The following is a 25,238-nucleotide window of genomic DNA, read 5'->3' as shown; positions in this document are numbered from 1 at the left end:
GAACTTATTTATAAAAAAGGCTATTTATGATAAAAAATAGATTTACTCACATTAAAGTACGACTATTGGTGCCATTGATAAAGAATGAGCAAGGGGCTATCTTATTTCCCTTTATTATATTTTTGCCCTTGGTTATTGGGCTAATATTTTTTTCTTTTGAGCTCACTCATTTTTTACAGAAAAAAGCCAAACTCTCAGATGCAATGGAGCAAGCAACATTAGCACTGACAGTAGAAAATAACCATAGTACTCCGAGTTTAACTCAAATAGCGCAGAATAAAGCCATAGTGAGTTCTTATGCTCATGCTTATCTGCCAGCAGAAATATTTTCAACACCGACTATAGATATAATCAATAATAATGGCAGAATTGAGTATGCGGCTGAGATCAACATGAGCTACTCAGCTAGATTTTTAACTAACAATCCAGTAACCAATTTTAGTGCGATGATAAATGCAACAGATAGAGGAGCAGCAAGAAAAAATATAATCAGTGCACCGATAGAGAATATAGATGTAGTATTTGTCGCAGATTACTCTGGTTCAATGGATGATCATTTTAATCATAATGAATCCGAGCCAAAAAAAATAGATGCGTTGAGAGACATATTTAACCGCCTCAATAATAACATCTTAAAAAATGAGAATATACATACCATAGGGTTTATACCATTTTCATGGGGGACTAAACAGCGTATTGGGAACGGTGCACAAACGAAGGAGTATTGCCATTTACCTTTTGTGCCAAAGCAACATAGCCCAAATGGTGATTACCTTCGTAAATATACATTATCTGGGTTAAAAAAATTCCCTGGATTGGAGGGATTAGAAAATATTGACCATATCGCATATGGGAAAGTAACCAGCGAGATATATAATGACACTAAAAATAAAATTGATGAATTAAATATTGAAGATGCAGAGTCTGCTTATACATTCCTTTCCCGCTCACAAAAGATCCTCCAACAATTATATCAACTTGAAATAATAGGAGAGAGTATTGATTACGTTGCAACGATAAACTCAATACCACGCAACAGCGCAGTGATACCACCGAAAGTAATTAACTTTCCAGTTGATGACATATTCAATAGCTACGTTTGTTTAAATCGAGCAAACTCCTACTCATTAAATGAACATGATAGTAATGAGATTATCGATGATATGATTAATATGTCCCCTTTAGGCGGTACACTAATAAGTTCAGGGATATTATCTGCTAATAATTTGTTTAATGAAAGCAGCTCTAATACCAATAAAAATCTGATGATAATTCTTTCTGATGGTAATGATAGCTTTGAAAGTGCGCATAAAGAAAATAAAGGGTTTTATGTCACACAAAGCCTTATCAAAAAAGGTATGTGCGAAAAAATAAAAGAGAATGGGATCACCATGGTTTTCATCGCTATTGGATATAAACCTTTATATAACACCCGTTCGCCAAGATATATCGATTGGAAAGAGTGCGTAGGTGAGGAGAATTACTACGAAGCACAAAATACTCATGAACTGGAAGGCGACCTTCTACAAGCGTTGGGGGCGGTAGATACCAGTGAAGTGGGCCGTAATACGCCGAAAGATTAATGTCAGGCGCGGCAACCGTAACCGCGCCTGCGTTGCAGGCTATTTTGCCATGCCCGCTTCCATACCGACTAAGCCAACCTTGAGATAACCTGATTTGCGTAGCGCATCCATCACGCTCATCAGAGTTTCATAATCCACCACTTTATCCGCCTGGAAGAAGATAGTGGTTTCTTTATTGGATTGCGTCATTTTATCCAACGCCGCGGCCAGAGTGTCGCGGTCAACCTGCTGGTCACCGACATAAAGCTGATTATCGGCTTTAACTGTCAGGAATACCGGTTTTTCCGGCCGCGGCTGTGGTACCGCTGAAGACGCTGGTAAATCCACTTTAATATCGACTGTTGCCAATGGTGCTGCCACCATAAAGATTATCAGCAGTACCAACATTACATCGATAAAGGGTGTCACGTTGATTTCGTGTAATTCACCGCTTTCATCAAGATTGTCATTCATACGCATGGCCATAAATCACCCCGCACGCAATTGGTGAGGATGCTTAGATGACTTTGCCTCAGCGCTGCTCGCCAGATCAAGATCGCGGCTTAATAGCAGCAATACTTGGGCGGCAACGTCACCCACCTGTGCACGGTAACTACCAATTAAGCGAGCAAATATATTGTAGATAACTACCGCAGGGATTGCTGCGACCAGACCTAACGCCGTTGCCAGCAAGGCTTCTGCGATACCCGGTGCAACAACAGCCAGATTGGTGGTTTGCGAATGAGCAATACCAATAAAGCTGTTCATAATGCCCCACACGGTGCCAAACAACCCGACAAACGGTGAGATTGCACCGATAGTAGCCAGGAATCCATTGCCTTTACCCATTTGGCGACCAATGGCTGCTACACGGCGTTCCAACCGGAAAGCCGTACGCTCTTTAATGCCATTGTTATCATTGGATTCTGTCGACAATAGGCGCTCGTTTTGCGCTTCTCGTAGCAGTAAGGCACTAATGCTATCGGTGCTAAAAGCCTCCGCCCGCTCAGACGCGGTATCCATATCAGTCACAGCCCCGATAACTTCATGTTCTTGCTGCAAACGGCGGCGAGCACGGAATAATTCAGTACCTTTGGAGAACAAAATAGTCCAGGTTACGATTGAGGCTAACACCAGACCAATCATCACCCCTTTAACGACGACGTCTGCATGCTGATACATGCCCCAGACAGATAAGTCCATTGCCAACCCTTGTGGCACAGGTGCCGCCAGAGGCTGGACCATAGGTGCTGGGTTTGCAGGTGCAACAGCTTGTGCATTTGCAGCGACCGGTGTGATTTCCGGTGTAGGTAGTGGGGTTGACGTTGCAGTTGTTGGTGTAGCAACAGATGCAGCGACTGCACTGCTGTTGCCTGGCGCGGCCTGTGCATGACCTGCCAAACCGGCCACCAGCAATAATGCCATTACGCCTGCTATCATCCGGCCTTGCACGAATGATTTATCTTTAATCTCTTTGCCAGCTATTTTCACGCTGTGCCTCCACCCAATATGCATATCAATTTAAGGACGAAATCAGGTGCCGATCATATCAAACAAATCGGGAATTGATAGTAATTATCATTAGTATTTGAGACGATTTTTTAAGAATGAAAGAGAATTATTCTGATTGAAACAATTATGTAAATTAATAGAAATGATAGCGACCTTAATTATTCCATGCCGATAACATTAGATATAAAGATAAGAAGTGATTGATTGAACTAAAGAACTCTCACCAAGACTCCTTAATAAATCCCTTGTTTTGCCACTTACACAGAATTTCTCCATTACAAACCGTCAGAAAACAGCGCGTCACTCTCTTTAGTTTTTTTCATGGTGAAAGCTGCCCCCACATAACAATCATCATGCTAACGTAAGGAATATATCTCTAAAATGAATGCTGGCTCTGGAACTACAGCATATCCTATATAAAGGTGACGACACGATCATGTCTGCAAACAAAGAAACGACAGAAAAACTGGAAACAGCCTTAGTCAGTGCGGGCAGAAGTAAACGATTTACTCAAGGCTCAGTGAATACGGTGATCCAGCGAGCTTCATCGCTGGTTTTCGACTCGGTAAAAGCGAAGAAGCATGCCACTATCAATCGGGGAAAAGGCGAATTATTCTATGGCCGCCGAGGCACCCTGACTCACTTCTCGCTGCAAGAGGCGATGACAGAGCTGGAAGGTGGCGCAGGTTGCGTCCTTTATCCTTGCGGTGCCGCGGCTATCAGCAACGCAATTTTGTCATTTGTCGCAACGGGTGACCATGTGCTAATGACCGGTTCTGCTTATGAGCCGGCCCAAAGTTTTTGCGATAAAATTTTATCACGCATGAATATCACCACGACCTATTTTGATCCGATGATAGGTGCCGGGATCGACTCATTAATTACCCCAAAAACCAAAGTGGTATTCCTTGAGTCACCCGGTTCCATCACCATGGAAGTACAAGATATTCCGGCAATGGTACAAGCCATCCGGGCCGTTTCACCAGACATCATTATTATGATGGATAACACCTGGGCTGCGGGTGTGCTGTTTAAAGCACTGGATTTTGGTATTGATATCTCTATCCAATCAGGAACTAAATACATCATTGGTCATTCTGATGCGATGCTGGGGATTGCCGTTGCCAACGCGCGTTGTTGGGAGCAACTGCGGGAAGACTCTTATCTGATGGGGCAAATGGTTGATGCTGACACAGCTTATCTTGCTAGCCGTGGATTGCGCACACTGGGCGTGCGTTTAAAACAACACGAGAAAAGCAGTATTGAAATTGCTAACTGGCTGGCTCAGCGCCCGGAAGTTGCCACTGTCTATCACCCTGCCCTGCCAAGCTGCAAAGGCCATGAATTCTATAAACGAGACTTCACTGGCTGTAATGGCTTGTTCTCTTTTGAATTAAAAGAAGAGTTAAGTCAGCAACAGTTAGAGGCTTATCTCGACCATTTCACCCACTTCAGTATGGCCTTTTCATGGGGCGGTTTTGAATCCTTGATTCTGGGTTATCAACCGGAGAATATCCGTGCCATTCGTCAGTATGAAGGGGACGGGATAAAAGGCACACTGTTCCGTCTGCATATTGGTCTGGAGAATGTGCAAGATTTGCAGGACGATTTGGCCGCAGGATTTGAGCGCATCAAAACAGTGCAGTAAGGGTTTCTGAACGATTGATTTGTTAATGCGCGGTAACAATATCCGCGCATTAATCCTCTCTTACACAAATAGTCTCATCGACACGTATATATCCCTCAAAAATTCGATTATTGAGGATAAGATCAATGTGGATCCGCGCCATTACGGATACACTAGACCAGTCCTTACAACAATATCCTCACACGCTAGGCAAACAGGAACAGAAATGGATGTATTACGCGAAATCCTTCATGCCTTATGGCAGCAGGATTTTAGTAAACTTGCCGATCCGAATGTGATTTGGGTCATTTACGGCATTCTCTTTACCACCCTATTTTTAGAAAACGGTTTGCTACCGGCTTCTTTCCTCCCCGGTGATAGTTTGTTGCTATTGGCGGGTGCATTAATTGCCAAGGGAGTCATGGGGTTCTTACCGACCATGATAATTTTAACCACTGCTGCCAGCTTGGGTTGTTGGCTCAGTTACCTGCAAGGGCTGTGGTTAGGCGATACTAAAATAGTTAAAAGGTGGCTGTTACAGCTACCGGTTCATTATCGGCAACGCGCCCATACTCTGTTTGTACGCCATGGTTTGGCGGCCCTGATAATTGGCCGTTTTCTCGCTTTTGTACGGACTTTACTGCCAACGCTGGCGGGTATTTCTGGCCTGAACAGTGCACGTTTTCAGTTCTTTAATTGGTTAAGCGGGCTGCTATGGGTGGGGAGTGTCGTTGGGTTAGGTTTCGCGCTAAGTCATATCCCATTCGTTAAGCACTATGAAAACCAGGTGATGACAGCACTGATGATTTTACCAATAGTGTTGTTGCTGATTGGTTTGGTCGGCACACTGGTGTTGGTGTGGTGTAAACGTAAAAGTGTCACTGAGTAACCCTGTGTTTGCCTCGTGACTCAAGCAGTTAAACGGCGCTCACTGCGCCGTTTTTTATTGCCATTATTAGCTGGGCCGTAAAATCAGTTAGTCCGCAGTTTAGCGACCTCTTCACTGGGTGTGAGGCCAAAATAGCGTTTAAACTCACGGCTGAACTGTGAAGCACTCTCATACCCTACTTTGTTGGCTGCGGTACTGGCTTTTAGCCCATCGTGCAACATCATCATTCGTGCGCGATGCAACCGGTAAGATTTGAGATATTGCAGTGGCGAGGTATTAGTGACGGCTTTGAAGTTATGATGAAACGCCGAAACACTCATGTTCACATCTGCCGCTAATTGCTCAACATTCAGATTATCTGCAAATTGATTTTCAATACGCCGCAAGGTTTTGGTAATTTGATTAAAGTGCCCATGGCGGTTAACCAGCGCCTGCAAGGCTCCTCCGCATTGACCACACAGTACATAGTAGAGAATTTCCCGCACAATTTGTGGGCCGAGCACTCTGGCATCACGGGGATTGGACATCACATCCAATAAGCGCTCGGTGGCACACAGCATCTCTTCGGTCAGCGCCGATGAATTGACGCCAGAGGTATTACCGAACGGTTTATCCAGCTCATCATCACCTATATCTATCAGCAGATCCTGTAGCATCTGGCTGTCTATATGAATCGATATTCCCGCCAGAGGTATTTCAGGGCTGGCAAAAGTTTCACATTCAAACGGCAGTGGAACCGTCAGAATAAGGTAATTTTTCGGATCATACTGAAACACTTTACTGCCCAGATAACCCACTTTGTGCCCCTGGAATATGATGACTACACTGGGGGTGTACATTACCGGAGTGCGCGGCTGGTGCACTGTGGAGTACAAAATTTTCACCCGTGGCACAGCAGAGGGCGTTAAGCCATTCCCCTTAGCCAAACGTGTAATTTTTTCGGCCATCTGTACCTGAATATCATTAACCTCAACCATATACTCTCACTTACTGGAGTTATCTGAGATAATCTAGCAACTAAAACGATCAGATATAAATTGTGCAATATTTACCGCATTTTCTACAGTGCTTTGGAGAAATAGGCAAGAGCAAGGCAGAAATGTGCATTGAGGTATCGCGCTAAGTTGCCGACAATGGCTGCCAATGGTACGGCAATAAACAATCATTGCATCACCGGCTAATACGTCGCGTTTTGATTACCATAATTGTTCATCACCCATAAGCTGGAAGACAAATAATGCAAAACTTTACCCTCCATACCCCCACTAAAGTGCTGTTCGGTACTGGTCAAATAGCACAATTGAGTAAAGAAATTCCTGCTGATGCCCGCATCTTGATTACCTATGGCGGCGGCAGCATCAAACAAAATGGTGTGCTGGATCAAGTCCATCAGGCACTGAAAGGCTTTGATTTCCTGGAGTTTGGCGGTATTGAGCCGAATCCAACCTATGAAACCCTGATGAAAGCTGTTGCGCTTTGCCGGGCGGAGAAAATCGACTTCCTGCTAGCGGTGGGAGGGGGATCAGTATTAGATGGCACCAAATTCATCGCCGCTGCCGTCAATTACCCACAAGAACCATGGCATATTCTGCAAACCACTGGCAGCGATATTAAAGAAGCACTGCCAATGGGTTCAGTACTGACTCTGCCTGCTACCGGTTCTGAAGCTAACAATGGCGCAGTTATCAGCCGCCGTGAAACTGGTGATAAGCAGCACTTCTTCTCACCCTTTGTCCAGCCACTGTTTGCCGTGCTGGACCCGGTTGTCACTTATACTTTGCCACCGCGCCAAGTCGCGAACGGTGTTGTCGATGCTTTTGTACATACCATTGAGCAATATCTGACTTACCCGGTTGATGCAAAAGTGCAGGATCGCTTTGCTGAAGGGCTGTTGTTAACCCTGATTGAGGAAGGTCCGAAAGCATTGGCGGAGCCAGAAAACTACAATGTGCGCGCCAATATTATGTGGAGTGCCACTATGGCATTAAACGGCCTGATTGGGGCCGGTGTGCCACAAGACTGGGCGACACACATGTTAGGCCACGAACTGACCGCCCGCCATGGTCTGGACCATGCTCAGACGCTGGCGGTAGTACTGCCCGCTCTGTTAGTGGCGAAGAAGCAACAAAAGCGCGCCAAACTGCTGCAATACGCGGAGCGTGTCTGGGGCCTACGTGACGGTAGCGAAGAGCACCGCATCGATGCCGCAATTGAAGCTACCCGTCATTTCTTTGAAAGCATGGGCGTTGCTACTCGCCTGTCGGCCTACAAACTGGATGGCAGTTCTATTCCTGATTTGATTAAAAAACTGGAAGAGCACGGTATGACTCAGCTTGGCGAACACAGTGATATCACTTTAGCTGATAGTAAACGTATCTACGAAGCTGCGGTCTAATAATAGCATCAGCCCAGTTTACAGTTTTCAACACAGAAGGCATCGTTGAACAGGATGCCTTCTGTTCAACATCTACTTACTCTTTTCACTTACCGTTAAAAGGGTGCTATCGTTATTAACTGCTAGGCTTTAGCTTATTACCACGCATTTTGCTGTTCATCTCTCAGTGGCAGATCGCCGATAGATCTGTGCACATTTTGATACTTCTCACACATGATTAATCGCTAGCAAGATCATAAATAGAATGATCACGACTAAACTTACATTACGGGTAAACAGGGCAAACACAGCCCAATCAGTCAGCGAAGGAGATAGACATGGCAACACAACCCATTATCAAATTGCACGATGGCAACCTGATGCCACAACTTGGCCTTGGCGTTTGGCAAGCAACGATTGAAGAAACACAGCTTGCTGTCAGCAAAGCACTCGAGGTGGGCTATCGCTCTGTCGATACTGCGGCAATTTATAAAAATGAACAGGGTGTCGGCTCGGCACTGAAGGCGGCGGGTGTGGCTCGTGATGAGCTATTTATTACCACTAAACTGTGGAATGACAGCCAGCAGGATCCGAAAAAAGCACTAGAAGAGAGCCTGAGCAAACTTCAGCTCGATTATGTCGATCTCTATCTGATCCATTGGCCCAACCCAACACAGGATCACTACGTTAGTGCCTGGCGTGAACTGATCAAATTGAAAGAACAAGGTTTAATTCGCAGCATTGGTGTCTGTAACTTCCAGATTCCTCATCTGCAACGGCTGATTGATGAAACGGGTGTGGCGCCAACCGTCAATCAGATTGAGCTACATCCACTGCTACAGCAGCGCCAGCTCCATTCGTGGAATGCCACCCATCATATTGCAACCGAATCCTGGAGCCCGCTGGCCCAAGGTGGTGAGGGCGTTTTCGATCAAACCGTTATTCGCCAGTTAGCGCAAAAATACAATAAAACACCTGCACAGGTCGTGATCCGCTGGCATCTCGATTGTGGGTTGATCGTTATCCCGAAATCGGTAACACCGGCGCGTATCAAGGAAAACTTTGAAGTGTTTGATTTTAAATTGCATAAAGATGAACTGACGGCAATTTCGAAGTTAGACAGCAATAAACGCCTCGGGCCAGACCCGGATGTTTTCGGGTCTGACAACTGAGTTCAAGGCGATGTATTCAGTTTAATGATGCTTAGCTTTGCCCTTTGCGCCGGCAGCCGTCTGATTTGCCGGGGATTTTCTCGCCCCAGTTTTGCTTACTGACGGTTTTGCCACTGGCGTGCTACTGGCAACCTGCGGTTTTTTGCTGATAGCAGACGTTGTGCTTCGGCTACCTGGCTGACGCTGGCGGGTGATAGCAGTGTGCTTCGTCAGGGCCGGAGTATGGTGGCGCAGCGCCCGACGAGCTTCACGTTGTTCCTCGATTGTCGCTGCCGGAACCAGGCATTCCCGGCGGCCGCCAATCAGATGTTGCAACCCCATCTCCTCTAATGCAGTACGGATCATTGGCCAGTTAGCCGGATCATGATAACGCAGCAAGGCCTTATGTAACCGCCGCTGGCGATCCCCTTTCGGTACAACGACGTATTCACTTTTATAATCCACTTTCGCCAGCGGATTTTTACCGGTGTAATACATGGTCGTAGAGTTAGCCAGTGGCGACGGGTAGAAGTTCTGTACCTGATCCAGACGGAAACGGTTTTTCTTCAGCCATAGCGCCAAATTGACCATATCTTTATCCTCAGTGCCCGGATGGGCAGAGATGAAATAAGGGATCAAATACTGCTCTTTACCTGCCTGCTTGGAATAGGTATCAAACAACTCTTTAAAGCGTTGATAGCTGCCCATTCCCGGTTTCATCATTTTGGAAAGTGGCCCTTCCTCGGTGTGTTCCGGTGCAATTTTCAAATATCCACCCACATGATGGCTGGCTAATTCTTTGATATAGCGCGGATCTTCTACTGCTAAGTCATAGCGGACCCCCGAGGCGATCAGGATCTTTTTAATCCCTTTAAGATCACGCGCCCGGCGGTACAAAGAGATAGTCGGCTGATGGTTAGTATCCATATGCGGGCAAATCTCAGGATAAACACAGGATGCACGCCGACAGGTCTGTTCTGCCCTCGGCGACTGGCAGCGCAGCATATACATGTTAGCCGTTGGGCCACCAAGATCAGAGATAATACCGGTAAAACCAGGGACTTTGTCGCGAATCTCTTCGATTTCACGAATAATAGAATCTTCAGAGCGGCTTTGAATAATACGCCCTTCATGCTCAGTGATAGAGCAGAATGAACAGCCGCCATAGCAACCACGCATAATGTTGATCGAGAAGCGAATCATGTCATAGGCGGGGATCGGCGATTTGCCATAGGCTGGGTGCGGCACACGCTGGTAGGGTAGCGCAAACACGCTGTCCATCTCTTCCGTACTCAGTGGAATAGCCGGTGGGTTAATCCAAATATAGCGATCACCATGTTTTTGCATCAAGGCCCGTGCACAACCGGGGTTGGTTTCATGATGCAAAATCCGCGAGGTGTGGGCATATAACACTTTGTCTGCCTTCACTTTTTCATAAGAAGGCAGCAAGACGTAGGTCTTTTCCCATGGTTTGGGTTTGGCGGCACGAACAGTAACCGGTTTAGCTTCGGATTCAGGAATGCTATCAGTGGCGCACGGCAGATCTTCACCGTACGGATTGGGAATGGCTTCAATACGCCCCGGTTTGTCCAGGCGAGTAGAATCAACCCCACTCCAGCCCGGTAATGCAGTTTTGCGCATCACAACCGTGTTGCGAACATCCTGAATATCGGCAATTTTCTCACCCGCCGCCAGGCGATGAGCCACTTCAACCAAAGGCCGTTCGCCATTGCCGTAGACCAACATGTCCGCTTTGGCATCCACGATAACCGAACGGCGCACAGTATCAGACCAATAGTCATAATGAGCAATGCGGCGCAAGCTGGCCTCAATACCGCCGAGCAATACCGGCACATGGCTATACGCTTCTTTGCAGCGCTGGCTATAGACTAAAGTGGCCCGATCAGGTCGCTTACCGCTTTGATTATCCGGCGTATAGGCATCATCGTGGCGCAACTTACGATCGGCTGTATAACGGTTGATCATCGAGTCCATGTTGCCAGCCGTAACGCCGAAGAACAGATTGGGTTCACCCAACCGCATGAAATCGTTTTTATTGGTCCAGTCCGGCTGAGCAATAATTCCAACCCGGAAGCCTTGCGCCTCCAGCATACGACCAATGATCGCCATGCCAAAGCTGGGGTGATCCACATAGGCATCGCCGGTGACAACAATAATGTCGCAACTGTCCCAGCCCAATATATCCATTTCCTCCCGTGACATGGGTAAGAATGGCGCGGTGCCATAACATTCAGCCCAATAAGGCTGATAGGAAAACAGGTCACGTTCTGGTTGGATCAAGCTGGTACTCATGGCAACACTCTTTGAATTGAGGAAAGTTGAGGTGGTTCGGGTTAAGAAATCATCACCGGGCGGCGATTATACGCATTTCTCCACGTAAAGAGGAAGGATATATCTTTTGATTACCAGGCTCACACCATCAAGTGAGTGAATGTAGAGTGGATTAGGTTGCGGTTGATATTCGCTCTTTGCTCATCTGAGGCCAAGTAAGCACTAATCTTATATCAACCGAACCCGGTAACCCTTAACCTAACGCCTTACCCAAGTGTTGGTGCGGCCTGTGTCACTAACTGCCCCGCAGAGCCACGATCCGCCATCTCAAGTGTCTGGCTGTAGTACAAGAACGGGAAGTGCTCAGAGGAAACCTGATTGAAATACACCAGTAGCTCTACATCACCATCAACCCAAACAGTATCCTTCCAGCCGCGATCCTCGGCCATCGCCGGCGCGCCGTTGACATTCTTCACCAGGAAGGAGACCCCTTGAATATGGAATGCCTGTGGCATGTCGGCATACAGAGTCCAGCGCTCCCAAGTCCCTTGCTGGGCCTGAGCATCCACACGGCTCATATCCCAAATAGCACCGTTAATGCCCGGTAAATCATCACCCAAACGGAACTCACGGGAACGAATCACGTTGCCGTCCAAAATCTGGTCGGCTAATAAACGCATCGGCAGATTATCGGTCACCAGCGGCAATAAACCGGTTGGTTTTAATGTTAGCACTAGCGTAGAAATCAAAATACTTGAGGGTTCGAACAGCCCACGGAGCCTATCCATGATACCGGCAGATTCACCCGCCGTGATGGAGACTTCATTGCCTTGTGACATATCAATCACCACTTCGCGCCGCTCACCGGGAGCCAGCGAAAGCTGCTGTACGGCCACGGGCGCAGGCAAGAAACCCTGATCACTGGCAACAACATGCAAAGGGCGGCCATCACTGAGTTGCAAGATGTAGCGACGAGCGTTAGAGGCATTTAATAGACGTAATCGAACCCAACCACGAGAGACTTCGACAAACGGGCTTTGCACCCCATTGACCAGCAATGTATCGCCAACAAAGCCACCTTTGGCTGGCGGGTCATATTCAGGCACGCCAAAATTATCAAGCCGCTTGTCCTGAATAATAATCGGGAAATCATCGACACCATAATGACTCGGCAATGGCATCGCTTTACTGACTTCATCTTCCACCAGCCACATCCCTGCCAGCCCGTTATATACATGAGGTGCCATACGGTTAGGGGTATTGGCGTGGTACCAACAGGTTGCGGCCGCTTGCCGTACCGGCAATACCGGCGACCAGTCAACACCAGGGGAGATCATACGTGCCGCGCCACCCATTAGAGTACCAGGAACCTGCAACCCACTGATTGTCATGGATACCGGTTCAGCCAGACGGTTGCTATAAATCAGCTTCACATCATCGCCGCTGAAAACCCTGACTGTCGGCCCCAGATACATGCCGTTAATCCCCCAGACTGCGGCTTTTTGACCGCCACTGAATGCCCAATGTGCACGCTGTAGCGTCAAAAACAGCGGTTGCCCACGACGAGACTCCAATAAGGGTGGAACCGGTAATGGGGGTTGCTGGGTACTATTAGCCTGTGCCCTCAATGGCAGCGAACCTGCGCCTAGCGCTAAGCTCGTAGCCTGAATGAACTGGCGACGACTGAGTGACATATCTTCTCCGTGAAAACCACAATCAAACCTACTGCAAAATTTTGCCTGACTGCGAATAACGCTGAAGGACGGCAAAACGCTCACGACCAGAGTCGTTTAAATGGAAATCCAAAATTTACTTTAAGCAAAACAAGCCGCGCAATAACCTATCAATAAAAGCCAATAGTATTATTTTCCCGCCGCTTGCTGCTCTGCCTGTTGGGCAATTTCGGCATCGAGCTGCTCAATTTTAGCCAGCATCAGGTTGCGGCAATGTTCCGATAATTCACGCACGCGCTCTTTGCCATAGCCACTGGTATCAACGGGCGGCATTATCTCTACAATGACTTTGCCATTTGACCAGCGGTTTAAATTGATATTATTGGTGCTGGACACGCAAATAGGCACAATAGGCACACCAGCAGCTATAGCGGCATGGAAAGCACCAGTCTTAAATGGCAATAACCCACGGCCACGGCTACGTGTACCTTCTGGGAACATCCAGATAGAAACATTTCTTTTTTTGACCTGCTCAACCACCTGAGCAATAGTGCCATGCGCCTTGGCGCGGTTATCACGATCAATCAGCAAGTTACCAGTCAGCCAATATAGCGGGCCAAACAGAGGCACCCATAGCAGGCTCTTTTTACCTACCGTGACCGTACCGGACTGAACCACATTCGACATGGTGACCATATCGTAATTATTTTGATGGTTGGCGATATAAATACAGGTACCGTAGTCCGCCGCTTCCTTGGGGATACGTTGTTCAACTGTAATCCCGAACAATACCGACATCCGACCGAACAGATGCGCAAACGTCGCAAGATTACGTGGGTTTCGCGGCCTAAACAGGCAATAAATCGAACCAAACACACACACCAGAATACAATATAAAACTGCCAGCACCGTGCGCAAAATTAATAGCATAACAACCTCTTAAACACTCACTCTTAGACATGCGATCGACGCTAGTATAACGGCTTACCCACAAAATACCGCGCAGATTCATCGCCATAATTATGTAACGCGACAACGCACGCAAATTGCGCCTGCCATCGATTACATTCACGGGGTGATGCCTGACTAACAATATAATAATGACCACCACAGCAACTCAAGCCGGGTGGTCATTCATTTCTAGCGACGATTACTCTTCGGTATTGGTTGGTACTGGCGGCGCATCAACATCAACCCGATCAATACGCTGCAAGCCACGTGGTAACGGCGAACCTTTCCGACCCCGCTCTGCCCGGAATTTCTGTAAGTCTTCTGGGCGCAAGGTGAGCTTACGTTTACCAAAATGAAGAGTGATGGAGGTCTGAGGTGGCAGGACAAACAACCATGCCAGACGATCTTCACCCGCAGCCGCTTGTGCCGATGGGATGGAGACTATCTTATTACCCTTACCTTTTGATAACTCAGGCAGATCCGCGACCGGGAACATCAACATACGACCGGCGGCAGTAATAGATAACAACATGTCATCCGGCCCATGAATTTCTAACGGCGTCAACGCTTTGGCATTTTCCGGCAAGGTTATCATGGTCTTACCTGCACGGTTTTTAGCAACTAAATCATTAAAGGTACAGACGAAGCCATAACCGGCATCCGATGCCATCAATAATTTCTGGTCATCCGGTGCCATCAATACCTGTTCAATGGTTGCTCCCGGCGGCGGAGTCAGCTTACCGGTCAGTGGCTCCCCTTGCCCACGCGCAGAAGGCAAGGTCAGCGGATCCAATGCATAACTACGGCCAGTTGAGTCAATAAACACCACCGGTTGGTTACTCATACCGCGAGCCGCAGCACGGAAACTATCACCCGCTTTATAACTCAATCCACTCGGATCAATATCATGGCCTTTGGCACTGCGCACCCAACCCATTTCAGACAGTACAATGGTAACCGGCTCTGAAGGGACAATGTCATGTTCGCTCATCGCTTTGGCTTCACCACGTTCGGTCAATGGTGAACGGCGATCATCACCGTAAGCGGCCGCGTCAGCTTGAATCTCTTTCTTAATCAGCGTGTTGAGTTTACGTTCTGATGCTAACAATGCCTGTAGTTGATCACGCTCTTTGGCTAATTCATCCTGCTCGCCACGAATCTTCACCTCTTCCAATTTGGCTAAATGGCGAAGTTTCAATTCGAGGATAGCTTCAGCCTGCGTTTCCGAAATGGCAAAATGCTGCATCAGCAGTGGCTTTGGCTCATCTTCGGTGCGGATGATATGAATAACTTCATCAATATTAAGGAAGGCAATCAATAAACCTTCTAAAATATGCAGCCGTTTCAGTACCTTTTCCAAGCGGTAATTCAGGCGGTTACGTACCGTTTGGCGGCGGAATACCAGCCACTCAGTCAGGATCTCTAATAGCCCTTTCACTGATGGGCGATGATCCAGACCGATCATATTCATATTGATACGATAACTTCTTTCCAGATCAGTGGTAGCGAACAGGTGGTTCATCACTTGATCCAGATCGACCCGGTTGGTACGTGGAACTATTACCAGACGTGTAGGGTTTTCATGGTCAGATTCATCGCGTAAATCCTCAACCATTGGCAATTTCTTGGCGCGCATCTGGCTGGCGATCTGTTCCAGCACTTTGGCACCAGAAACCTGATGCGGTAACGCAGTAATTACCGCGCTGCCGTCTTCTTTCTTCCACAATGCCCGCATACGGACTGAACCACGGCCATTCTGGTAAATTTTACGAATTTCATCACGCGGCGTGATAATTTCGGCTTCAGTTGGGAAATCCGGCCCTTGTACAAACTCCAGCAACTCTTCCAGTGAAGCCGTGGGTTTATCAATCAGTGCCAGTACCGCCTGTGCAATCTCACGCACGTTATGTGGCGGAATATCGGTTGCCATACCGACGGCGATGCCCGTAGTACCATTTAGCAGAATATTAGGCAGGCGCGCAGGCAGCATTTTCGGCTCCTGCATGGTGCCGTCGAAGTTTGGCACCCAGTCAACCGTCCCCTGCCCCAGTTCGCCCAGTAAAACTTCAGCGTATTTGGATAAACGAGATTCGGTGTAACGCATGGCGGCAAAGGATTTAGGGTCATCCGGTGCCCCCCAGTTCCCTTGCCCATCCACCAGCGGATAGCGATAGGAGAAAGGCTGCGCCATCAATACCATCGCTTCATAGCAAGCACTGTCACCATGTGGATGGTATTTACCTAACACGTCACCCACGGTACGAGCTGATTTCTTGAATTTGGCGCTATTGTTTAGCCCCAGCTCGGACATCGCATAGACAATACGCCGTTGTACCGGTTTCAAACCATCGCCGATAAACGGCAACGCCCGATCCATGATGACGTACATGGAATAGTTCAGATAGGCGTTTTCAGTAAAGGTGTGCAGCGGTAAGCGTTCTGCACCGTCATGAGTCAAATCACTCATTACTCAATTATCCTCAGACTCTGGGATGGCGATCACTGGCTTCAGCGGATCGGCACCGCAAGTTCATTGTCGATTTCTGCCCGCGATAGTACCTCATCTGCGGGGTTACTGTCACAACCCACAGATAAACTCAATCTTTCAGCTTTACAGCATTATCTTTCAAGCTTGCAACATCTGCCGCCCTTTCTATCAACGGGGTAACAAAACGATATCATCATGTAGCCTACCGCTTCTCTTCCCTTCATATACTGGCTATGCGCTGGACTTCCTTCCACTCTTACTTGCTCCCCCGATAACGGTGGTTGGGACGACGGCGTGCAAATCAACACACAGCGACAATGTCGTTTTTGCTTGCAGTCAATGTCGTTTCGCTTGCAATAGAAGTAGGAGAATACCCATGGCATCACCCAACATTCTGCTGTTACGCATCGATAACCGGTTAGTTCACGGTCAGGTCGGCGTGGCGTGGTCCTCATCTCTTGGGGCAAACCTGTTATTAGTTGCCGACGACGGTGTCGCGCAGGACAAACTCCAACAGCAAATTATGTCGATGACCGCCGAGTCCATGGGGTTAGGGATCCGTTTCTTCTCCATCCAGAAAACCATTGATGTTATTGGTAAAGCCTCTGCTGAACAGAAGATTTTTATCGTCTGTCGCACACCGGATGAAGCTCGCCGCTTGGTTGAGGGCGGGGTACCTATCCGCGACGTGAACGTCGGGAATATGCATTTTTCGGAAGGCAAACGTCCGCTAACCAAAAAAGTGTATGTCGATGATAACGATCTGGCCAACCTGCACGCAATTCAACAGCATAACGTAAATGTCTTTATTCAGGACACACCGAGTGACGGCAAAGATAAAGTCCAGTAAAAAGCCGCCGCATCAGGGTATAGCAATCTGAGAGTCTCGGACTTAATCCGATAATACCCTGCCCTACAACGCCTTTGGTGACGGAATTATTTATGCATGAAATAACAATGATGCAAGGTATTGGGCTGGCAATCATGGCACTGATTGTCGGGATCGATTTTTGGTTGGAAGCGTTGTATATCTTCCGCCCGCTAATCGTTTGTACCTTAACGGGTGCCATTCTCGGTGATATCCAAACGGGTTTGATTACCGGTGCATTGACCGAACTGGCCTTTACTGGCCTGACCCCGATTGGCGGTACCCAACCACCAAACCCAGTGTTGGCAGGTATTATGACGACCGTGATTGCCCACAGCACCGGTGTCGACGCGAAAACGGCCATCGGACTGGGCCTGCCCTTTAGCTTCTTAATGCAATACATCATTTTGTTCTATTACTCAGCATTTTCCTTCTTTATGCAGAAGGCTGACCGTTATGCAGAAGAAGCTGATGGCGCAGCTCTCGGGCGGCTGAACTTGTTGTTAACCGCCATTGTTGCTGTGACTTATGCCGCCGTGACATTCTTGTGCGCTTACGTTTCACAGGGCGCGATGCAAAGCCTGGTACGATCAATGCCAGTCTGGTTGACTCATGGCTTTGAGGTTGCCGGTGGTATCTTGCCTGCGGTTGGTTTCGGCTTACTGTTGAAAGTTATGATGAAAACCCCGTTCACCCCTTTCTTTATTATTGGTTTCCTGTTTGTCACCTTTATACCGGTACAGAATCTGTTGCCTGTTGCGCTACTGGGAACGGCTTTCGCTATCTACGAATATTACAACCAACAGAAAAAAGCCGCCCATGCTGCTGCCGCTCCTGAGGAGATGAATGATGGAATCTAATACCTTGCCAACAACGACAGATACCAACACTGAACCAACCACCAAGTTGACGCGCCGGGATATCACCAAATTGGGTTTTCGGTCAGCACTGTTACAGTCCGGTTTTAACTACGAACGTATGCAGGCGACTGGTTTTGCTAGTGCACAAGCCCCGTTGCTGAAGAAGATTTATGGCAATGACAAAGCCGCTCTGTCTGCCGCCATGAAAGATAATCTGGAGTTTATTAATACCAACACCAATGCGGTTGGTTTCCTGATGGGGTTACTGATCTCTCTGGAGGAACGCCACGAAAGTCGAGACCTGATCAAAGGGTTGAAAGTGGCGTTGTTCGGGCCACTGGCGGGAATTGGTGATGCTATTTTCTGGTTCACTTTATTGCCGATTGTCGCGGGGGTTTGTGCCTCTTTTGCCAGTCAGGGCAGTATTTTGGGGCCAATCATCTTCTTCGTGGTTTATCTGGCGCTATTTTTACTGCGCGTGGTATGGACCCATCTGGGCTACACCTTGGGGGTAAGAGCCATCGATAAACTGCGTGCCAGTTCGGGGGCTATTTCCAGAGCAGCGACCATCCTTGGTGTGACAGTCGTTGGTGGGCTGATTGCTTCGTATGTCCATATTACCGTGGCGGCAAAAGTCGCGGTGACCGCGGGCCACGAGGTCTCTATTCAGGAAGCCTTCTTTGACAAAGTCTTCCCAAATCTGCTGCCCATGGTCTACACCTTGCTGATGTATTACCTGTTGCGCGCCAAGAAAGTCAGCCCGGTTACGCTCATTCTGGTGACTTTTGTATTGTCTATCGCACTGTCATGGCTCGGTGTGTTGTAGCACCTCAATCAGTCTCAATCTTTAATGCGCTGGCTAACGGCCAGCGCCCAAGGACCTTTTATGGTAAGCATTATCATCACCGGCCATGGGCGTTTTGCCAGTGGATTGTATAACGCGGTGGAACAAGTCATTGGCCCACAACCGCAAATCATTGCGGTCGACTTTCCGGTGGGTATGAGTACTCAACAGCTAGACCATGCGTTACAGCAGGCACTGGATACATTACCTGTTGAGCACGGTGTGGTGTTCTTCACCGACTTGCTCGGGGGCTCCCCATTTCGCAGTGCAGTCCAATTGAGTGTGCATCAACCTCAATTTGAAGTGATTACTGGTACCAATATGCAGATGCTGGCGGAAACAGTGCTAGACCGAGATGAAATCCCTACAGCCCGCGAATTGGTTCAACAGGCACTGGCGGCGGGAAAGCGGGGAATCGTTCATTTTGTCGTTGACAGTGAAACACCCAACAATGAGGAAAATGACGAGCCGGAGGGAATTTAATAATCCCATAATTCAAAATAGATCAGGGGGCTGAAACTCAAGCGACGGATTATCTTAAGACCCTGATGATCACCCGGTTGGCTTCAGACACCAGATAATGGCGGCGCTAAATGGTTAACCATTTAGTTCGCGGATAAAATCAATAAACGCTTTGAGTGGTGAAGGGATAAGACGACGGTCGGGATAGTACAGATATGGGCCTGAAAACTGCTGCCACCAGGGGGTTAGAATTGCTTCAAGTTCGCCACGTTCAATCGCGGGTCGCAGCCACTCTTCAAATAGATAGATTATCCCACCGCCAGCAATCGCCGTTGCCACCGCAAGGTCAACGGCAGCACCAATGCTAACCATTAGCGGGCCATTTGGCTTAACTCGCACCACCTCGCCGTCTCGCTCAAACTCCCATTCAGGCACTATGCCGCTGGCATAACGGCCACGAATACAGAGGTGGTTAAGGAGTTCGCTCGGATGTTCCGGCCGACCATGCAGGTCGAGATACTCAGGAGCTGCGGCAACAGCAAAGCGCTGCTGACGTTTTCCTATCGGAAGCGCAATTACATCCTGCTCGAGACATTCATCATAGCGGATACCCGCATCGCAGCCATCACGGAATACGTCCTGCACGTTGCTTTCGGCCACCACTTCTAACTGAATGTCTGGATAACGTTTCAAAAAAGTAGGAACAATGGCAGGCAACACCAGCCGCGCAGCACTAACAGGGACATTTAGACGTAATGTGCCCGACGGGGTATCACGAAAGCGATTAACAATATCCAGTGCAGCATCAACTTCGCTCATCGCAGGCATTAACCGCTCCATCAGTGCTCTACCTACCTCAGTCAATGCCACCGTTCGAGTGGTTCGATGAAATAGCCGGACACCCAGTTGCTGTTCCACCCGCCGCACCGCATCGCTGAGATACGAAGGATTACTGCCTATCATGCGTGCAGCCTCACGAAATCCGCCAGCTTTTGCCACCGCGACCACCGCATGAAGCAGTGCAATATCAATTTGCATTGTCCGCCACTCCGTACAACTTGTCTTCATTTAGCCAGATAGTTGCACAGCTATAAGCCAGCTACAATCATTGCGTTACTTACTCAGGAGATATCCCATGTCACAACGTACTCTTACTTATCGACTTGGCGATCGGCAGATTAATCGCCTCGGCTATGGCGCGATGCAACTGGCTGGCCCAGGTGTATTTGGCCCACCCTCGAATGAATCTCAGGCGATTCAGGTGTTGCGCGACGCTATCAAATCAGGGGTCCAACATATTGATACCAGTGATTTTTATGGGCCGCATATTACTAACCAATTAATTAAACGAGCCCTCCATCCTTATCCTAATGATCTGTGTATTGTTACCAAGGTGGGCGCACTACGCGATAAGACGGGGAACTGGCTACCGGCATTCAGCGCCGATGAACTCACCCGCGCGGTCGAAGATAATCTACGTCACCTTGGGCTTGATGTGTTGGAAGTCGTGAATTTGCGTAGCATGTTTGCTGTCCACCAACCGGCAGAAGGTTCCTTGGCCGCCCCCCTTGAGACACTGGTCAAACTGCAAGCGCGAGGGCTGATTCGCCATATTGGATTGAGTAACGTGACAGCAAAACAGGTCACCGATGCCCAAAAAATCGCCCCCATTGTCTGCGTACAGAACTTGTATAATCTGGCAAATCGCAATGACGACCTACTTGTCGACGAGCTTGCTGCACAGAATATCGCCTGGGTTCCTTTTTTCCCGCTCGGTGGCTTCACACCATTGCAGTCGACACAACTCAGTGAAGTCGCACAGTCACTGGGGGCCACGCCAATGCAGGTTGCGCTTGCCTGGCTGCTGCAACGCTCTCCAAATATCATGCTCATCCCTGGCACGTCATCACCGCAACATTTACAGGAGAACCTGGCCAGTGCTGAATTGATACTCTCCGCTGAGGTGGTGGAAAAGCTAAATAGCATTGGCTAACATTGCTAACGGTCTAATTATTTTCGCACTCTCTAATTTTGCGCGTACTGCTTTGACGCCTTGAACTTAAGATTTTACCGCGATTAAGGCAGTATTGAGCTGCTGCACAGCCTGCTGCGGAGTCTGCTCTGGATGGATAAAAAAGGAGTTCAGTACGTGGAAGAAGATCTCTTTGGTTTGTGCATCTGTCGCCATCGAATGCGCCATACTCGGCAGCAATTTACCCGAGGCCTCCGCCTGACGGAACGCCTTGCCTGACTGCTGCGCGCAGGAGTCAAAATCCTGCAAAGAAACATCCATTCGGGCGGGGATCGAGCCTTTTAGTTTATTAAACGTAACCTGAAACTGCTTATCCATCAGTACATCAGCCAAATGGCGCTGGCCCGATACCACGACTGGATTACCGTTTTGCTGCAAAATAGCAAAGCTGTCCGTGTTATAAATAAAATAGCCCTGAGTACCGGGAGCCAGCGCACACAAAAACGCTTGGCCGGGATTATCACCATCCTGCATCATCTCGCCTTTGGCCCAGTCGCCCATAATCATCATGGCAGCTTTACCACTGCGCAGCATTTCTACCGACTCATGCCACGGACGATTGGCGGCATCGGGGTCGATATAACCTTTAAGCTTGCGAAACTTTTCCAGCACTCGCACCATCTTCTCGCTGGTAATGGCACTACTGCGCTGTTCCATAAACACCTGGCGGTAGAATTCCCCGCCTTCCATGCCTAACAGCAGATTCTCAAACACCGTGGCGTCCTGCCATGCCTGCCCGCCATGTGCCAATGGAATGTACCCGGCAGCTTGTAACTTATCGGCTACGGCAAAAAACTCATCCCATGTGGTAGGTACGGCTAATTTCAATTTGGCGAAAGGTTTCGGGTTAATCCACATCCAATTGATACGATGTATGTTTACCGGTACGGCAACATACTCACCACGATATTTAATGTTGGCTTTGATGGCGAGAGGCAAAGCCTGATCCCACTCAACGGTTTGCTCCGGCGTATAAGGGCTAGAGAGAAAACCCAGTCTGGCCCACTCCTCAATAGCCTTACCTTCTAGTAACGCCGCCCCGGGAGGGTTACCGGCAATAGCACGCGTTTGCAATACACTGTATGCACTCTCTCCTGCACCACCAGCAACAGCAAAATCTTGCCAGTTATCCCCTTTTTCGGCCAGCGCCTGTTTTACCGATAACAGTGCCGCCTGCTCACTGGATGAAGTCCAATAATGCAGGACTTCAACGTTAACGGCAGTGGCATTGGTCGCGACCAACAGCAGAAAAATAAGAGATAGTGTCTTTAACATGCGTATTAGACTCAGTTATAGCGTTGTAAACGGACTTCAACTATCAGCCCACTGGCGGGATGATTACGTAATGTCACTTCACCACCATGTGCTCTGGCAATGCTACGTGAGATAGCAAGCCCCAACCCACTGCCACGGTTATCCTGTTGCAAACGATAGTAAGGCTTAAATACTTTCTCCCACTGCTCCTCGAGAATTCCGGGGCCAAAATCACGGATAAACAGCATGATGTAATCTCGGTGATCTGACAGGATTATTTCTACTCGCTGCCCATAGTTCAGCCCATTCTCCACGATGTTATTAAGTAGGCGCTTAATCGCCAGAGGGCGGCCAAAGATCGGGCTGGCTTTACCGGAAACAGTAACATTGAGATAGGCGTCCATCGTTTGCCTTAGCAAATTCATGATATCTATGGACTCCATATTTTCATGTAAATCAGTATCCTTCATACTTTGCAGTGCGCCTTTGACCATCATTTCCAAGTCAGCGACATCCCGTTCAAATTTTTTCCCCAAAGTCTCATCTTCTAGCATTTCTACCCGCAACCGTAGGCGGGTTAGCGGGGTTTTCAAGTCATGACTGATAGCGGTAAATAGCATTTCACGATTATGCAGGTAAGCGCGCAGACGGCTTTGCATTTGATTGAAAGAACGGGTCGCGGTAACCAATTCTGCACTGCCTTCCTCTGGCAATGGTTCACTGTCCAGTGAACTATTGAGTTCAAGTGCGCCATGGGCTAGCCGTGCTAATGGTTTCAGTTCACGCCGAATCAGCCACCAGGTAAAAAGTAAAACCAGAAGCAAACTACACAGGGTAAAGCCGACCTGACGCAGGCTAAACAACGGGCTTTCTAACTGATCATAAGGCGGTGGCAGTGGTGCTGCCAGAAACAGCCATTCATTGGAATTCAGTTGTAACTGAATGACTAATACTGGCGCATCTTTATGGGATGTAGTGATACCAAAACGTACCCAGGCAGGGGGGAGATTATCAACCAGAACTCCAGCGTTAAAAACTTTCAGTTGATCTGCGGGTGTCAGGGAGATAATCGCCGCCTGCCGTTCCCCTAATTGTGTTCGCAGTTCTTGTTTTGCCTGCGAGACCACGGTTCTGGCGGCCTGACTGTTCAGCAATTGCACTTCATCCAATACATGGTTATTGATCGAAATAAAAAACTGCGAGCCACCTAACGCCAATTGTTGTTGCAACACTAAATGGCGATAGTTATACGGCAGAGATGACATAAAGTTGTAGCTAGTCAGCATCCCTTGCACCAGCCCTTTGATAGTACTTTCCAGACTGGCCTGATTGCGCAGACTAAACTGACGGTACCAAATTGAACCAGAGATACTTTCTGCCAGCAGCAGGGCAATCACCAGCATGCACAGCATGCGGCTCAAAAGTGAACGCGGCCAGAGTGGCCGGAACATATCCTGTAGCCAACGGACATAACGGCCCGAATCAATATTCACGGGTAACATCACAACACAGCATGTAACCCTGATTACGCAGGGTACGCAGTAGTAAGCGCTGGCTATCTTGTAGACGCTGACGTAAGCGGCTGATTTGCACATCAATCCCCCGCTCCAAAGGGTTATTTTCCCGTCGGCGGGTTATCTCAGAGATTTGATCCCGGTCGAGGATCTGATTGGGATGACGTAAAAATAACGAGAGCAACGTAAATTCAATCCCCGACAACGGCTCACTCTGCTTTTGCGGATCAATAAGCTCCCGCCGGACTAAATCCAGTTTCCAGCCGTTAAAACACAAAAATCGTGCCTCAATGCCAGGGCTTTGCACAATTTGATTACGGCGTAATAACGCCTTAACTCGCGCCAGCAACTCGCGGGCACTGAACGGTTTAGCCAGATAATCATCTGCGCCTAGCTCTAACCCAATCACTTTGTCACTTTCATCAGATGCCGCCGTCAACATGATGATCGGCACTGCCGATACTTGCCGTGCTTTGCGGCAAAGGGTGAAGCCGTCATCACCAGGCAACATGACATCCAAAATGACTAAATCCACGGACTCCTGCTTCAATGTTGTCAGCAAATGTTCGCCATCAGGTAGCGAAAGCACACGAAAATTCGCTTTAGTGAAGTATTCCGTCAGCAAGCTGCGGATCTCTTCATCATCATCAATCACGAGCAAAGTATGAGGGGACATAATGGCGCTGACCTGAGTAAACGAGTGTCGCTAAAAGACAAGCAGTGTACCGCTATAACTTGGTACGCAGCTATATGCTACCAGGTATTAACTTCGTTCTGAGAGCTGCCTCAAAACTGTTGTTCTGCTGTTTCTGTCATATGAAATCCAATGCGGGGAGCTTCGCACATTTACAGCTTAAAAGGTTTAAATAGAGGGTTTTGTTGCTT

General features: G+C 48.3%; 21 protein-coding genes. 10 read left to right on the top strand and 11 right to left on the bottom strand.

From position 1 onward, the window contains the following. Nucleotides 1-26 precede the first annotated feature (26 nt). The gene (locus V2A84_RS22035) at nt 27-1,583 is read left to right on the top strand and encodes a pilus assembly protein (RefSeq protein ID WP_083162419.1); all 1,557 of its coding nucleotides are present in this window, start codon (nt 27-29) and stop codon (nt 1,581-1,583) included. 39 nt (nt 1,584-1,622) lie between these two features. Here the strand turns inward: V2A84_RS22035 and exbD are convergent, their stop codons facing one another. Beyond that, nucleotides 1,623-2,048, bottom strand: coding sequence for a TonB system transport protein ExbD (gene exbD, locus V2A84_RS22030; RefSeq protein ID WP_083162417.1), 426 nt, complete (start codon nt 2,046-2,048; stop codon nt 1,623-1,625). A 3-nt stretch (nt 2,049-2,051) separates the two neighbouring features. Then, nucleotides 2,052-3,053, bottom strand: a complete 1,002-nt coding sequence (gene exbB / locus V2A84_RS22025; protein WP_083162415.1) for a tol-pal system-associated acyl-CoA thioesterase — start codon at nt 3,051-3,053, stop codon at nt 2,052-2,054. Between the two features lie 457 nt (nt 3,054-3,510). On the opposite strand from exbB, the gene metC reads away from it, so the two are divergent. Further along, complete coding sequence (metC, locus tag V2A84_RS22020; RefSeq protein ID WP_083164051.1) at nt 3,511-4,722, top strand: cystathionine beta-lyase; 1,212 nt, start codon at nt 3,511-3,513, stop codon at nt 4,720-4,722. Nucleotides 4,723-4,927: 205 nt separating this feature from the next. Then, nucleotides 4,928-5,590 (top strand): DedA family protein, encoded by a 663-nt coding sequence (locus tag V2A84_RS22015; protein WP_083162413.1) that lies wholly within the window; start codon nt 4,928-4,930, stop codon nt 5,588-5,590. An 83-nt stretch (nt 5,591-5,673) separates the two neighbouring features. On the opposite strand, the gene V2A84_RS22010 is transcribed toward V2A84_RS22015, so the two are convergent. Beyond that, a complete protein-coding gene (locus V2A84_RS22010) occupies nt 5,674-6,567 on the bottom strand; it encodes an AraC family transcriptional regulator (protein WP_083162411.1) in 894 nt (297 codons plus the stop codon). 260 nt (nt 6,568-6,827) lie between these two features. Between V2A84_RS22010 and yqhD the strand changes: the two genes are divergently transcribed. Continuing rightward, a complete protein-coding gene (yqhD, locus tag V2A84_RS22005) occupies nt 6,828-7,985 on the top strand; it encodes an alcohol dehydrogenase (protein WP_083162409.1) in 1,158 nt (385 codons plus the stop codon). A gap of 317 nt (nt 7,986-8,302) precedes the next feature. Beyond that, nucleotides 8,303-9,136, top strand: a complete 834-nt coding sequence (gene dkgA, locus V2A84_RS22000; RefSeq protein ID WP_083162407.1) for a 2,5-didehydrogluconate reductase DkgA — start codon at nt 8,303-8,305, stop codon at nt 9,134-9,136. 21 nt (nt 9,137-9,157) lie between these two features. Here dkgA and V2A84_RS21995 read toward each other — a convergent pair whose 3' ends face one another. The 4 genes from V2A84_RS21995 to parC all read right to left on the bottom strand — a co-directional run bounded on the left by V2A84_RS21995 (nt 9,158) and on the right by parC (nt 16,498). After that, nucleotides 9,158-11,428, bottom strand: a complete 2,271-nt coding sequence (locus V2A84_RS21995; RefSeq protein ID WP_442849057.1) for a YgiQ family radical SAM protein — start codon at nt 11,426-11,428, stop codon at nt 9,158-9,160. Between the two features lie 245 nt (nt 11,429-11,673). Further along, nucleotides 11,674-13,101: a cell division protein FtsP gene (gene ftsP / locus V2A84_RS21990; RefSeq protein WP_083162403.1), complete on the bottom strand. Its 1,428-nt coding sequence runs from the start codon at nt 13,099-13,101 to the stop codon at nt 11,674-11,676. A gap of 168 nt (nt 13,102-13,269) precedes the next feature. Further along, the gene (locus tag V2A84_RS21985; protein WP_083162401.1) at nt 13,270-14,010 is read right to left on the bottom strand and encodes a 1-acylglycerol-3-phosphate O-acyltransferase; all 741 of its coding nucleotides are present in this window, start codon (nt 14,008-14,010) and stop codon (nt 13,270-13,272) included. A 220-nt stretch (nt 14,011-14,230) separates the two neighbouring features. Beyond that, the gene (gene parC / locus V2A84_RS21980) at nt 14,231-16,498 is read right to left on the bottom strand and encodes a DNA topoisomerase IV subunit A (protein WP_005188260.1); all 2,268 of its coding nucleotides are present in this window, start codon (nt 16,496-16,498) and stop codon (nt 14,231-14,233) included. Between the two features lie 397 nt (nt 16,499-16,895). Here parC and agaB point away from each other — a divergent pair, with 397 nt between their 5' ends. From agaB to agaF, 4 genes are all read left to right on the top strand, one after another. Then, entirely contained in the window at nt 16,896-17,369 is a 474-nt protein-coding gene (gene agaB / locus V2A84_RS21975; protein ID WP_004390117.1) for a PTS galactosamine transporter subunit IIB, read from the top strand. Between the two features lie 92 nt (nt 17,370-17,461). Then, on the top strand, nt 17,462-18,247 hold the full coding sequence (gene agaC, locus V2A84_RS21970) for a PTS galactosamine transporter subunit IIC (RefSeq protein ID WP_083162397.1): 786 nt from the start codon (nt 17,462-17,464) through the stop codon (nt 18,245-18,247). Continuing rightward, nucleotides 18,237-19,073, top strand: a complete 837-nt coding sequence (gene agaD, locus V2A84_RS21965; protein WP_193784865.1) for a PTS galactosamine transporter subunit IID — start codon at nt 18,237-18,239, stop codon at nt 19,071-19,073. The genes agaC and agaD overlap by 11 nt, the downstream gene beginning before the upstream one ends. 60 nt (nt 19,074-19,133) lie before the next feature. Beyond that, entirely contained in the window at nt 19,134-19,574 is a 441-nt protein-coding gene (gene agaF / locus V2A84_RS21960; RefSeq protein ID WP_083162393.1) for a PTS galactosamine/N-acetylgalactosamine transporter subunit IIA, read from the top strand. 114 nt (nt 19,575-19,688) lie between these two features. On the opposite strand, the gene V2A84_RS21955 is transcribed toward agaF, so the two are convergent. Continuing rightward, nucleotides 19,689-20,591 carry a LysR family transcriptional regulator gene (locus tag V2A84_RS21955; protein WP_083162392.1) on the bottom strand — a complete coding sequence of 301 codons (903 nt, stop codon included), beginning with the start codon at nt 20,589-20,591 and terminating at the stop codon, nt 19,689-19,691. A 97-nt stretch (nt 20,592-20,688) separates the two neighbouring features. Between V2A84_RS21955 and V2A84_RS21950 the strand changes: the two genes are divergently transcribed. Beyond that, entirely contained in the window at nt 20,689-21,546 is an 858-nt protein-coding gene (locus tag V2A84_RS21950) for an aldo/keto reductase family oxidoreductase (RefSeq protein ID WP_083162391.1), read from the top strand. 66 nt (nt 21,547-21,612) lie between these two features. On the opposite strand, the gene V2A84_RS21945 is transcribed toward V2A84_RS21950, so the two are convergent. Genes V2A84_RS21945 through V2A84_RS21935 form a run of 3 tightly spaced genes read right to left on the bottom strand, consistent with a single transcriptional unit; the run spans nt 21,613 to nt 25,029 of the window. Next, nucleotides 21,613-22,860, bottom strand: coding sequence for an ABC transporter substrate-binding protein (locus V2A84_RS21945; protein WP_083162390.1), 1,248 nt, complete (start codon nt 22,858-22,860; stop codon nt 21,613-21,615). An 11-nt stretch (nt 22,861-22,871) separates the two neighbouring features. Next, entirely contained in the window at nt 22,872-24,341 is a 1,470-nt protein-coding gene (locus V2A84_RS21940; RefSeq protein ID WP_227746580.1) for an ATP-binding protein, read from the bottom strand. Further along, nucleotides 24,322-25,029 carry a response regulator gene (locus V2A84_RS21935; protein ID WP_442820475.1) on the bottom strand — a complete coding sequence of 236 codons (708 nt, stop codon included), beginning with the start codon at nt 25,027-25,029 and terminating at the stop codon, nt 24,322-24,324. The genes V2A84_RS21940 and V2A84_RS21935 overlap by 20 nt, the downstream gene beginning before the upstream one ends. Nucleotides 25,030-25,238: the final 209 nt, after the last annotated feature.

The sequence above is a fragment of the Yersinia sp. 2553 StPb PI genome, from assembly GCF_052217105.1.
In the GTDB taxonomy this organism is placed as follows: Bacteria; Pseudomonadota; Gammaproteobacteria; order Enterobacterales; family Enterobacteriaceae; genus Yersinia; species Yersinia enterocolitica_E.
Note: the sequence above shows the minus strand (reverse complement) of the source record. Positions and strands in the feature narration are given on the sequence as shown.